The organism is Pseudomonas sp. TWI628, assembly GCF_039673865.1.
In the GTDB taxonomy this organism is placed as follows: Bacteria; Pseudomonadota; Gammaproteobacteria; order Pseudomonadales; family Pseudomonadaceae; genus Aquipseudomonas.
Genome location: NZ_JBDJMM010000056.1, coordinates 1 through 11,776 on the forward strand (window position 1 = coordinate 1; position 11,776 = coordinate 11,776).

The 11,776-nt window shown below is 64.4% G+C and carries 9 protein-coding genes; 5 read left to right on the forward strand and 4 right to left on the reverse strand.

Annotated elements, in window-relative coordinates; all coding sequences use genetic code 11:
- Nucleotides 1-181: 181 nt before the first annotated feature.
- Nucleotides 182-1,573: an aspartate aminotransferase family protein gene (locus ABE528_RS27115; RefSeq protein ID WP_152959324.1), complete on the forward strand. Its 1,392-nt coding sequence runs from the start codon at nucleotides 182-184 to the stop codon at nucleotides 1,571-1,573.
- Nucleotides 1,574-1,689: 116 nt separating this feature from the next.
- Here ABE528_RS27115 and ABE528_RS27120 read toward each other — a convergent pair whose 3' ends face one another.
- From ABE528_RS27120 to ABE528_RS27130, 3 genes are read right to left on the reverse strand one after another with little or no spacing between them, the layout of a single operon-like run.
- On the reverse strand, nucleotides 1,690-3,105 hold the full coding sequence (locus tag ABE528_RS27120; protein WP_346654604.1) for an efflux transporter outer membrane subunit: 1,416 nt from the start codon (nucleotides 3,103-3,105) through the stop codon (nucleotides 1,690-1,692).
- A gap of 3 nt (nucleotides 3,106-3,108) precedes the next feature.
- Nucleotides 3,109-5,073, reverse strand: a complete 1,965-nt coding sequence (locus ABE528_RS27125) for a MacB family efflux pump subunit (RefSeq protein WP_346654605.1) — start codon at nucleotides 5,071-5,073, stop codon at nucleotides 3,109-3,111.
- Complete coding sequence (locus ABE528_RS27130; protein ID WP_346654606.1) at nucleotides 5,074-6,240, reverse strand: efflux RND transporter periplasmic adaptor subunit; 1,167 nt, start codon at nucleotides 6,238-6,240, stop codon at nucleotides 5,074-5,076. It lies immediately after the preceding gene.
- 204 nt (nucleotides 6,241-6,444) lie between these two features.
- Here ABE528_RS27130 and ABE528_RS27135 point away from each other — a divergent pair, with 204 nt between their 5' ends.
- The 3 genes from ABE528_RS27135 to ABE528_RS27145 all read left to right on the forward strand — a co-directional run bounded on the left by ABE528_RS27135 (nucleotide 6,445) and on the right by ABE528_RS27145 (nucleotide 8,963).
- On the forward strand, nucleotides 6,445-6,921 hold the full coding sequence (locus ABE528_RS27135) for a sigma-70 family RNA polymerase sigma factor (RefSeq protein WP_346654607.1): 477 nt from the start codon (nucleotides 6,445-6,447) through the stop codon (nucleotides 6,919-6,921).
- Nucleotides 6,922-7,087: 166 nt separating this feature from the next.
- Nucleotides 7,088-7,567: a histidine kinase gene (locus ABE528_RS27140; RefSeq protein WP_346654608.1), complete on the forward strand. Its 480-nt coding sequence runs from the start codon at nucleotides 7,088-7,090 to the stop codon at nucleotides 7,565-7,567.
- A 70-nt stretch (nucleotides 7,568-7,637) separates the two neighbouring features.
- Nucleotides 7,638-8,963: an MFS transporter gene (locus tag ABE528_RS27145; protein ID WP_346654609.1), complete on the forward strand. Its 1,326-nt coding sequence runs from the start codon at nucleotides 7,638-7,640 to the stop codon at nucleotides 8,961-8,963.
- Between the two features lie 71 nt (nucleotides 8,964-9,034).
- Here the strand turns inward: ABE528_RS27145 and ABE528_RS27150 are convergent, their stop codons facing one another.
- Nucleotides 9,035-10,717: an electron transfer flavoprotein-ubiquinone oxidoreductase gene (locus ABE528_RS27150; protein WP_346654610.1), complete on the reverse strand. Its 1,683-nt coding sequence runs from the start codon at nucleotides 10,715-10,717 to the stop codon at nucleotides 9,035-9,037.
- A 531-nt stretch (nucleotides 10,718-11,248) separates the two neighbouring features.
- Here ABE528_RS27150 and ABE528_RS27155 point away from each other — a divergent pair.
- The coding region (locus ABE528_RS27155) for an electron transfer flavoprotein subunit beta/FixA family protein (RefSeq protein ID WP_346654611.1) at nucleotides 11,249-11,776 on the forward strand (528 nt) is incomplete at its 3' end.

The window sequence follows — 11,776 nt, forward strand, 5'->3', positions numbered from 1 at the left end:
GGCTTTCGGGGGGGTGTTGGGGATTGGTTTTTTCGGTCCCGGGGCGGCGCTTTGTGGGTTTTGCCGCGGCACGGGCCCGGCACTGGCAACGCAAAATCCCGCAACAACCGCTAAATCCTCCCCGCACTCAAGCGTTTTCCAAGCGATAACTGCCCATTCGCTTGCTTGCGAGGATTCACCCATGTCCACCGCTACCAGCCTTGCTCAGGTCCCGCCGGCCAGCGCGCCGCAACCTTTGTACGAATTCAGTGACTCGCCCTTGCTGCAGCGTCAGCAGCAACAGGAATCCAACGCCCGCAGCTACCCCCGGCGCATCCCGCTGGCGCTCAAGCGCGCCCGTGGCATCTACGTCGAGGATGTCGAGGGCCGCCAGTTCATCGACTGCCTGGCCGGCGCAGGTACCCTGGCCCTGGGCCACAACCACCCGGTGGTGATCGAAGCCATCCAGCGCGTGCTGGCTGACGAACTGCCACTGCATACCCTGGACCTGACCACACCGGTCAAGGACCGCTTCGTCCAGGACCTGTTCGGCATCCTGCCCGAAGCCCTGCGCCGCGAGGCCAAGGTGCAGTTCTGCGGGCCGACCGGCACCGACGCGGTAGAGGCGGCGCTCAAGCTGGTGCGCGGCGCCACCGGGCGCAGCACCGTGCTGGCCTTCCAAGGCGCCTACCATGGCATGAGCCAAGGCGCGCTGAGCCTGATGGGTAGTCACGGCCCCAAGCAGCCACTGGGTGCACTGCTGAGCAATGGCGTGCAGTTCATGCCGTACCCCTACGACTACCGTTGCCCGTTCGGCCTGGGGGGTGAAGCCGGGGTCAAGGCCAACCTGCACTACCTGGAGAACCTGTTGCTGGACCCGGAAAGCGGCGTGCCGTTGCCTGCGGCAGTGATCCTTGAAGTGGTGCAGGGCGAGGGTGGGGTAATCCCGGCTGACCTCGAGTGGCTCAAAGGCGTGCGGCGTATCACCGAACAGGCCGGCGTGGCGTTGATTGTCGACGAGATCCAGAGCGGCTTTGCCCGTACCGGGCGGATGTTCGCCTTCGAGCATGCCGGTATCGTGCCGGATGTGGTCACGCTGTCCAAGGCCATTGGCGGCAGCCTGCCGCTGGCGGTGGTGGTGTACCGCGACTGGCTCGATACCTGGAAGCCAGGTGCCCACGCCGGCACCTTCCGCGGCAATCAGATGGCCATGGCGGCCGGTTCGGCGGTGATCAACTACCTGGTCGAGCATCGTCTGGCCGAGCATGCCGAGGCCATGGGCCGGCGCTTGCGTGAACATCTGCAACGGCTGCAGCGGGGCTATCCGCAACTGGGTGATATCCGTGGCCGTGGCCTGATGCTTGGAGTGGAGTTGGTCGACCCGCAGGGTCAGACCGACGCATTGGGGCACCCGCCTGCCAATCGGGTGCTGGCACCCAAGGTCCAGCGCGAATGCCTCAAGCGTGGCCTGATCCTCGAACTGGGCGGGCGCCATGGCGCCGTGGTGCGCTTCCTGCCGCCGCTGATCATCAGCGCCCAGCAGGTCGATGAGGTGGCGCAGCGCTTTGCCGAGGCGCTGGCCGCGGCCGTTTGAATCCGGCAGGGCCGCCTTGCGGCCCTAACGTTCACCCAGCTCTGTCGCAGGCTTCACCCAGGCATGGAGCGCGCTGTCCAGCGGCAGGTTGGCCAGTTCGCGCACGGCATGTTGCATTAACCGTTGTCCGCTTTCGCTACCTGCCAGCCACCCCCTAACGCCTTGTACAACGCCACGCTGCCCTGCAGGCGCGCCAGGCGCAACTGTGCCTGCTGGTCCTGGGCGAGATAGAGCGTGCGCTGGGTTTCGAGCACGCTCAGCAGGGTCTCGGCCCCGGCCGCGTAGCGCCGCTGAGCCAGGTCGAAGGCCAGGCGCGCCTGCTCGACTTCCTGGTCCTGCCACTGGCGCTGCTGTTCGACACCGTGGATGGCGTTAAGGGCCTTCTCGACATCGGCGAAGCCGGCCAGGATGCTGCTGCGGTAGCTTTCCAGCAGCTCGTCCTGCTCGGCTTCGGCCAGCTGCTGTGCCGCTCGCAGCCGGCCATTGTTGAAGATCGGCGCGACCAGGCCGGCGGTCAGGGTGTAATAGGTGCTGTCGAAGACCTCGGGCAGGGTGCGTGCGCCAGTGCCGAGGTTGGCGCCCAGGGTCACTTTTGGCAGCAGGGCGGCCCTGGCCACCTGCACATTGGCGTTGGCAGCGGCCAGGCGTGCTTCGGCGGCGGCGATGTCCGGGCGGCGGGCTAGCAGCTCGCTGGGCACGCCGCTGCCAATGTGCGGCCAGTTCACGCTTGCCAGCGCTTCGCCCGTACTGGGCAGAGCCTGGACCGGGTCGCCCAGCAGTGTGGCCAGGGTCACGCGGTTGTCCTGCCACTGCTGCTCGAGCAGCGGCACTTGCCGCTCCTGGACGGCCACCAGGCTGCGCTGCTGGGCCAGTTCCAGGCGGGTCGCGGAGCCGGCGCGCTGACGTGTCTCGACCAGGCCCAGCACATCACGGGCGTTACGCAGGTTGAGGCGGGCGATGCGCAGTTGTTCTTCCAGGGCCAGGCCCTGCAGGTAACTGCTGGCCACGCTGCTGACCAGCGTAAGCTCGACCGTCTGGCGATCGTAACGGCTGGCGTCAAGGCTGTGCAGGGCGCTTGAGCGGGCCGCGCGCAGGCCACCCCAGAAGTCGATCTCGTAGCTGGCGACCAGCTGCATGCCGAACGATGTGCTGGTCGGTTCGTACTTGCTGACATCGAGCTGGTCGTAGCCCTCGCCGTGCAGCAGGCGCTGGCGGCTGCCGTCGAGTTCGAACCTGAGCTCCGGCAGCAGCGGTGCTCCGGCGATCACTGCCCGTGCCTGAGCCTGGTGCACGCGCGCCGTGGCGGCTGCAAGGTCGTGGGCATTGGCGCGGGCGCGTTCGACCAGGCGGCCCAGTTCGGCGCTGTCAAACGCCTGCCACCACTGCGCCGAAGGCAGGCTGGCAGAGGACGGGGCGGTTGCGCCTTGCCAGGCCGAGGGTGCAGCGATGCCGCTGGGTGGCGCGGGTGGCAGGCTGCAGGCGGCGAGGCCCAGGCACAGGGACAACAGGCTGATGTGGCTTGGCAGGGTCATGGACTATTCGCTGGTGAGGGCTTTGACCGGGTCGAGTCGGGCGGCTTTGCGGGCCGGCATGAAGCCGAACACGATGCCGGTGAGAACGGCGCAGGAGAACGCACCGAGCATGGCGGGCAGGGTGAAGGCCACGGCCACCTTGCCCAGCATCAATGCGCCGCCGATCAGCAGGGCCAGGCCGATGCCGGCCATGCCGCCGACCATCGACAGCATCACCGCTTCGCTGAGGAATTGGCGCAGGATGTCGTGCTGGCGTGCGCCAGTGGCCATACGTATGCCGATTTCGCGGGTGCGCTCGCGCACGGTCATGAGCATGATGTTCATCACCCCGATGCCACCGACCAGCAACGAGATCGCGGCAATTGCCCCGAGCATCAGCGACAGGCTGTTCTGGGTGCGTGCCTCTGCCTGGATCAGCGCGGCCGAGTTGGTCAGTTCGAAATCGTGACGGCCCTGATGACGCTGGCGCAGCAGGCGGTCGACGGCGGCTTCGGTTTCATCGACGCGCGCCGCGTCGACGGCGGCGACGGTGATGTAGTCGGGGTCGCGCTGGCCGAACAGGCGGATCGCCGCCGCCGAGTAAGGCACCACGATGCGCCCGTCGGCATCCTGGTCGCCGGAGCTCGCGCCTTTGCCAGCGAGTATGCCAATGACCTGGAAGGGCACATTGCCGATGAGCAGGTACTGGCCAAGCGGGTCGCGGTCAGGTTCGAGCATCTTCTCGCGGACTTTCTGGCCGATCACCGCCACCGCTGCACCACTGGCTTCGTCGGCATCGGTGAAAAAAGCCCCTTCGACTGCCGGCCAGTTGAAGATCAGCGGGAACTGGTTGTTGTTGCCGCCCACGTAGAAGCGTTGGCTGTTGTTGCCATGGCGCACCATCACCTTTTCGCCCAGCACCGGCATGATCTGCCGGACCTGCGGCAGCTGGCCGATGGCGGCGACATCATCAAGGGTAAGGGTGCCGGCAGGTTCGCCCAGTGTGGCGGGCTTGCCGTTGAGGTAGAGGATGTTCGAGCCGAAGGCGGCCATCTGCGCCATCACCTGGCGCTTGCTGCCTTCGCCGACGGCCAGCATGACCACCACCGAGGCGACCCCGATGACGATGCCGAGCAGGGTCAGGGCGGTGCGAAAGCGGTTCACCCACATCACCCGCCAGGCGGCTTGCAGGGCTTCGAGCAGCTCGCCCTTCCAGGCCCCGCGCAAGGTTGCGCCACGGTCCAGGCGCTGGCGCAGGTCGTCGGCTTGCAGTGCTTGGCGGGGAGGGCTGGGCACCGGGTCGGTCGCGGTGTCGCTGATCATCTGGCCGTCGCGGATCTCGATCACCCGCTGTGCGCGCGCCGCCACCTTGTGGTCGTGGGTAATCAGGATGATCACATGACCCTGGCTGGCCAGTTCGTCGAGCAGCGCCATGACTTCGGTGCCACTGTGGCTGTCGAGCGCGCCAGTGGGTTCGTCGGCGAGGATGATATGGCCACCGTTCATCAGCGCCCGGGCGATCGACACCCGTTGCTGCTGGCCACCCGAGAGCTGGTGCGGGCGGTTGGCGCTGCGGCTGGCCAGGCCCAGGCGGGCGAGCAGGGCAGCGGCACGGGCATGCCGCTCGCTGGCGGGCGTGCCGGCATAGATGGCCGGCATCTCGACGTTTTCCTGGGCCGAGCCCGAGGGGATCAGGTGGTAGCCCTGGAACACGAAGCCGAACGCTTCGCGGCGCAGCCAGGCCAGCTCATCGTTGGCCAGTTCGGCCACGTTCTTGCCGGCGAAGTGGTAGCTGCCCGACGTCGGGCGGTCGAGGCAGCCAAGTATGTTCATCAAGGTCGATTTGCCTGACCCGGACGCCCCGACGATGGCGACGAACTCACCGGGGTGGATGCTCAGGCTGATGCCGCGCAGCACCTCGACCTTGGGGCTGTCCTGGCCACCGTAGGATTTGCGGATATCGACCAGCTCGATCAACGGCGCAGTCATTCAGCCTCCGCTGGCGCTGGGGGCGCCCATCAGCAGTTGCTCACCCTCGCTGAGCCCGTCCAGCACCTGAACGCGCAGGCGGTCGCTGAGGCCGGTGCGCACCTGGCGCTGCACCACCTTGCCGTGCGGGTCGAGCACCCGAGCCATGAACAGGCCGGTGCTTTCGTCCAGCGCGGCAAGTGGCACGGTCAGCACCTGGCTGGCCTGGCCAGCGACGAAGAATACCTGGGTGGTCATGTCGGCCATCAGCGCGCCATCCGGGTTGTCGACATCCAGCAGCACGGTGTACTGCACCACCTGGTTACCCGTACTGCCAGCGCTGGCCGGGCTGCCTCCGCCCTGGCTGGCGTGTTCGAGCGGCTTGGGCGGGATCGGCAGGATCTGCCGCACCGTGCTGCTCCAGCGGCGCTTGCCACCGGCCAGCGTGGTGAAGTAGGCGGTCATCCCCGGCTTGACCTTGCCGATGTCGGCTTCGGACACCTGTGCCCACACGGTCATGGGTGACAGCTTGGCGATGCGCAGGATCAGCGGCGTGCGTTGCTGGGCGTTGAGGGTCTGGCCTTCGCGGGCGTCAACGGCTACCACCGTGCCGTCCATCGGCGCATAGATACGCGTGTAGCCCAGCTGCGCCTCGTCGCTGCGCAGGCTGGCCTGGGCCTGGCGGATCTGGGCCTGGAACATGTCGATACGCGCCTGGGTGACCTTGAGCTGGGCTGCTGCGGCCTGTACGTCCTCGTCGCGGGTGGCGCCGGCAGCGGCAAGATTGCGCTGGCGCTTGAGTTGCTGGTTGGCCAGCTCGAACTGCGCACGCTGTTCGGCGAGTTGGGCTTTGAGGTTGTCGATCGAGAAGCGCCCGGCATCCAGCCGTGCCTGCTGGGTGGAAGGGTCGATCTCGACCAGCAGTTGGCCCTTGCGCACCGGGTCACCCGCTTCCACGTGCAAGGTGCGGATCTGCCCCGAGGCCTGGGCCCCCACATCCACGTAACGCCGGGGCTGCAAGGTGCCCAGGGCCGTCACACTGCTTTCGATGTCTGCCCGGGTAACCGTGACGGTACCGGGCGGTTGCGCGCCGAAGGGCAGGGTTTGCCAGGCCAGCAGGCAGCCCAGGCTCAGCAGGCCCACGGCTGCGAGGATGAACTGGCGGCGGGGGGAGGTTAACGGGCTCATGCGGACTTCCAGCCTGGGTAGTGGTCACGCGCTGCCAATCGTGGCGCGCACCGAAGTCCCAGATAAACGAAGGCTGGCCGGACGGATTTAGCCTGAACGAGCGGGTAGTAGGCGTGTTGCTGAGAATAGTTATAATTTGTACTATCACAGCCTGGTCTCACTCAGTCCCGCACGTGGGTTGCCAGGACGATTTCAGGTGCTGTTGTGGAACATTACTATCGCGAACTGGTGAGCTTCCTTAGTGCGCGCCTGGGCAACCGCCAGGCTGCGGAGGACGTTGCCCACGATGCCTATCTGCGCGTGCTGGAACGTACCGACAGCACGCAGATCGAGCATCCGCGAGCATTCCTCTACCGTACTGCGCTCAACCTGGTGATCGACCGGCACCGACGCCATCAGGTGCGCCAGGCCGAATCCCTGGATGCGCTGGATGCCGATGGGCGCTTGCTCAGCGCAGAGCTGCAGCAGGACCTGCAACTCGACCAGCGCCTGGCCATGATGCAAAAGGCCCTGGATGAACTGAGCAAGGTGTGCCGGGACTGCTTTCTGTTGCGCAAGCTCGATGGCCTGTCACATCAGCAGATTGCAGAGCGCCTGGGTATTTCCCGCAGCCTGGTGGAAAAGCACATCGTCAATGCCATGAAACATTGCCGGGTGCGCATGCGGCAGTGGGAGTCCTGAATGTGAAGGGCAGGTGAAAATTCTGTGTGATGGCCACTTGATTTCTCCCCGTTTCCCGACAACTATCTAAATTGACCCCTCCAGGTGCAGCCTTGGTGGTTGCCTGTTGCTGGCGCAGTTTGGTCAGGGAGCTGTCCCTCATCCACCTGACGGCCCAGGTCCGACAATGACAAACAAGACCCTGCGCATCCTGATTGCCGACGAGCACCCGCACCAGCGTCTGCAGCTGGAAAAACTGCTCAATGGCCTTGGTTATTACCGGATTGCCCCGGTCGAGTCTTTTGAAGAGTTGCAGCGCCTGGTGCAGTGCGCCTTGCAACCGTTCAACCTGTTATTGGGCAATATCGAGCTGGCCAGCTATGCCGGCGTCGACCTGGCACGGTTCTGCCGGGTCAGTACGCAGATCCAGCATGCCCTGCTTTACCATTCGCAACACCTGAAAGTGCCTGTGGTGCCGCAGACCGAGCGCCAGGCCGTCAGTGTGAGCCTGCCGCAGGTGCCGGATAACGACGCGCTGCAATCCTTCATGGCGATCATCGACAGCCCCGTGCTGGTCGGCAAGATTGCCCTGCCTTCGGGGCTGGCGGGTGGCGCGGCGCATGCGCGCAAACCGAGGAACTTCGGCCACACCGTCTTCAGCCGTTAGTGGCGTTGCTGGGGCAGGGCGGCGGGCATTTGCTATCCTCTTGCCCTTTGCCGATCTGCGGACCCCTGCCATGACTGCCATCGATACCGCTCGCCCGCCCCGGTTCAGCCGCGGCGACCACCGGACCCTGGGCCTGGCGGCACTGGGTGGCGCGCTGGAAATCTACGATTTCATCATCTTCGTGTTCTTTGCCCTGACCCTCAGCCAGCTGTTCTTCCCGCCGCAAATGCCTGAATGGCTGCGCCTGCTGCAGAGCTTCGGCATCTTCGTCACCGGTTACCTGGCGCGGCCGCTGGGCGGCATCCTGATGGCCCATTTCGCCGACCACCTCGGGCGCAAGCGGGTGTTCAGCCTGAGCATCCTGATGATGGCCTTGCCGTGCCTGCTGATCGGGGTGATGCCGACCTATGCCGATATCGGCTATGCGGCGCCGCTGATCCTGTTGGCACTGCGCATCCTTCAGGGGGCCGCCGTAGGTGGCGAAGTACCCAGTGCGTGGACCTTCGTTGCCGAGCATGCGCCAAACGGGCGTCGTGGCTATGCCCTGGGCTTCCTGCAGGCGGGGCTGACCTTTGGTTACCTGCTGGGGGCGCTGACGGCGACAGTGCTGGCGCATGTGTACACGCCGCAGGAGATTCTTGATTACGCCTGGCGCTACCCGTTCCTGCTCGGCGGGGTATTTGGCGTGATCGGGGTGTGGCTGCGCCGCTGGCTCAGCGAAACCCCGGTGTTCCTGGCCTTGCGCGAGCGTCAGGAGCAACCGGTGAAATTCCCGCTGCGGCAGGTACTGGGCGAGCACCGCTCGGCGTTGATCCCGGCGGCACTGCTGACCTGCGTACTGACTTCTGCGGTAGTGGTGCTGGTGGTGATTACCCCGACGGTGATGCAGCAACGTTTCGGCATGACGGCGGGGCATACCTTCGCCCTGAGCAGTGTGGGGATCGTCTTCCTCAATATTGGCTGCGTGTTGGCCGGGTTACTGGTCGACCGCCTGGGCGCCTGGCGCGCACTGATGGTCTACAGCCTGCTGCTGCCGCTAGGTATCGGTGCGTTGTACGCAAGCCTGGTGGGGCAGTGGGGCGTGACCTGGCTGGCCTATGCGCTGGCCGGGCTGGCCTGTGGCGTAGTGGGTGTGGTGCCGTCGGTGATGGTCGGGCTGTTCCCGGCCGAGATCCGCGTTTCGGGGATTTCCTTCACGTACAACGTGGCTTACGCACTGTGGGCCAGTACCACGCCGCTGGCGCTGATCGCATTGATGCCATGGAGCCCGTGGGTGTGTGTCGGCTTCTGTCTGGTCATGGGTACGGTGGGGCTGCTGACCGCCTTGTATTTCGGGCGTCGTGAGCCGTTGGCGTTTGCGGCGGAGCCGATGCCGGCCATGTGTGCTGACAAGTAGCCATAGCTGATGCACAAAAGCCCCCGGCTCTCACGAGTCGGGGGCTTTTTGTTGTTGCAAGGGCAGCGGCCTTACATGTTCGGGTAGTTCGGCCCGCCAGCGCCTTCAGGGGTGACCCAGGTGATGTTCTGGGCCGGGTCCTTGATGTCGCAGGTCTTGCAGTGCACGCAGTTCTGCGCGTTGATCTGGAAGCGCTTGCTGCCGTCTTCCTGGCTGACCACTTCGTACACGCCCGCCGGGCAGTAGCGCTGCGCCGGTTCGTCGTACAGCGGCAGGTTGCTGGCGATCGGCACGTTCGGGTCGGTCAGTTTCAGGTGGCAAGGTTGTTCCTCTTCGTGGTTGGTGCTGGAGAGGAATACCGAGCTGAGCTTGTCGAAGCTGAGCTTGCCGTCCGGTTTCGGGTAGTCGATTTTTTTCGACTCTGACGCAAGCTTGAGGCAGGCATAGTCCGGCTTGGTGTCGTGCAGGGTGAATGGCAGCTTGCCGCCGAACCAGTTCTGGTCGACATAGTTGAAGGCTGCGCCCAGCAGGGGGCCGAACTTGTGCATGGCCGGGCCGAAGTTGCGGCTGGCGAACAGTTCCTCGTACAGCCAGCTGGCTTTGAAGGCGCTGACGTAACCGTTGAGCTGATCACCGCCTTCGCTGCCGGCGATCAGAGCATCGGCGACTGCTTCAGCAGCGAGCATGCCGGACTTCATCGCGGTGTGGCTGCCCTTGATCTTGGCAAAGTTCAGGGTGCCGAGGTCGCAGCCGATCAGCGCGCCGCCGTTGAATACCATTTTCGGCAGCGAGTTGAAGCCGCCTTTGCAGATGGCACGGGCACCGTAGCTGATGCGCTTGCCGCCTTCGAGGTACTGGCTCATCACCGGGTGGTGCTTGAGGCGCTGGAATTCATCGAACGGCGACAAGTACGGGTTGGCGTAGGAGAGGTCGACGATCAGGCCGACTACCACCTGGTTGTTTTCCAGGTGATAGAGGAACGAACCGCCGGTGTTGTCCTTGCTGGTCACGTCCAGCGGCCAGCCGGCGGTGTGCACCACCAGGCCCTGTTCGTGCTTGGCCGGGTCGATTTCCCAGATTTCTTTCAGGCCGATACCGTAGTGCTGGACGTCGGATTCGCTGTCGAGGTTGAAGCGCTTGATCAGCTGCTTGCCGATATGGCCACGGCAGCCTTCGGCGAACAGGGTGTACTTGGCACGCAGTTCCATGCCTGGGGTATACAGGCCGTCCTTCGGATTGCCTTCACGGTCGACACCCAGGTCGCCGGTGACGATGCCGCGGACCACGCCGTTTTCGTCGAACAGCGCTTCCTGGGCGGCGAAGCCCGGGTAGATTTCCACACCCAGGTTCTCGGCCTGCTGGGCCAGCCAGCGGCACAGGTTGCCCAGCGAGATGATGTAGTTGCCGTGGTTGTGCATGGTCTTGGGCACGAACAGGTCCGGGACCTTGGTCGAGCTGCCGGCGTCCTTGAGCACATAGATATCGTCGCGCTTCACTTCAGTGTTGAGCGGCGCGCCGAGTTCTTTCCAGTCGGGGAACAGCTCGTTCAGGGCGCGGGGTTCGAAGACTGCGCCGGAGAGAATATGAGCACCTACTTCGGAGCCTTTTTCCACCACGCAGACGCTGATCTCGCTACCGGCTTCGGCGGCCTTCTGCTTCAATCGGCAGGCGGCGGACAGGCCCGCAGGGCCTGCGCCGACGATGACCACGTCGAATTCCATGTATTCGCGTTCCACAGGTTCTCTCCTACTCATCAAGGCTCGTGCTGTTGCTTTGTCTTATGGGTGCTTGCGTGCAGCGGCGCTTCACTGGCGCGAAACTGTAGCTACGCAATGGACGGACTACACCGTTTTGTCTTGGCGCGCATTATATCTACACCACTTGGCGGGTCCAATACAAACGTTTGTTTGAATTTGCCGGAGCCCAGTAAAATCACAGGAACGCGGCTGGAAGGTGACCGATTTGCCGTATTGACCGGATTGGGTGTTACGGTCAAGATACGAGCGGTTTTACGTTCGCCGTAGGCTTGCAGCCGGGCGCAGGTACACCTCTAAAGACCAGGTGTGGAGCAGGGTTTTCGGTATATAAGCCGATTTGTAGTGGAGTTTACACGCCACGACAGAAAATGACCCGTGGGTATTTGCCGCAACAGTCGCGTCAAGACTGCTCGGTCACCATGAAGTTTGCTCCTCCCGGTACGTTTTTAGAGGTGCCCTTGTACCCACGCGCATCGCAGGGCTCTGCCCCTGGCGACTATCTATTCACCGGAGAGTAACGAGGAATCCATGAAGGTTCTTGTAGCTGTCAAACGAGTGGTCGACTACAACGTCAAGGTTCGCGTCAAGGCGGACAACTCCGGCGTCGACCTTGCTAACGTCAAGATGTCCATGAACCCCTTCTGCGAAATCGCCGTGGAAGAAGCCGTACGCCTGAAAGAGAAAGGCGTCGCGACCGAGATCGTCGTGGTCTCCGTCGGCCCGACCACCGCTCAGGAGCAGTTGCGTACTGCCCTGGCCCTGGGTGCCGACCGCGCCATCCTGGTCGAAGCCGCTGACGAGCTGAATTCCCTGGCCGTGGCCAAGGCCCTGAAAGCCGTTGTCGATAAAGAGCAGCCTCAGCTGGTCATCCTCGGCAAGCAGGCCATCGACAGTGACAACAACCAGACCGGCCAGATGCTGGCCGCGCTGACCGGCTTCGCCCAGGGCACCTTCGCCTCCAAGGTCGAAGTCGCTGGCGACAAGCTCAACGTCACCCGTGAAATCGACGGCGGCCTGCAGACCGTTGCGCTGAACCTGCCAGCCATCGTCACCACC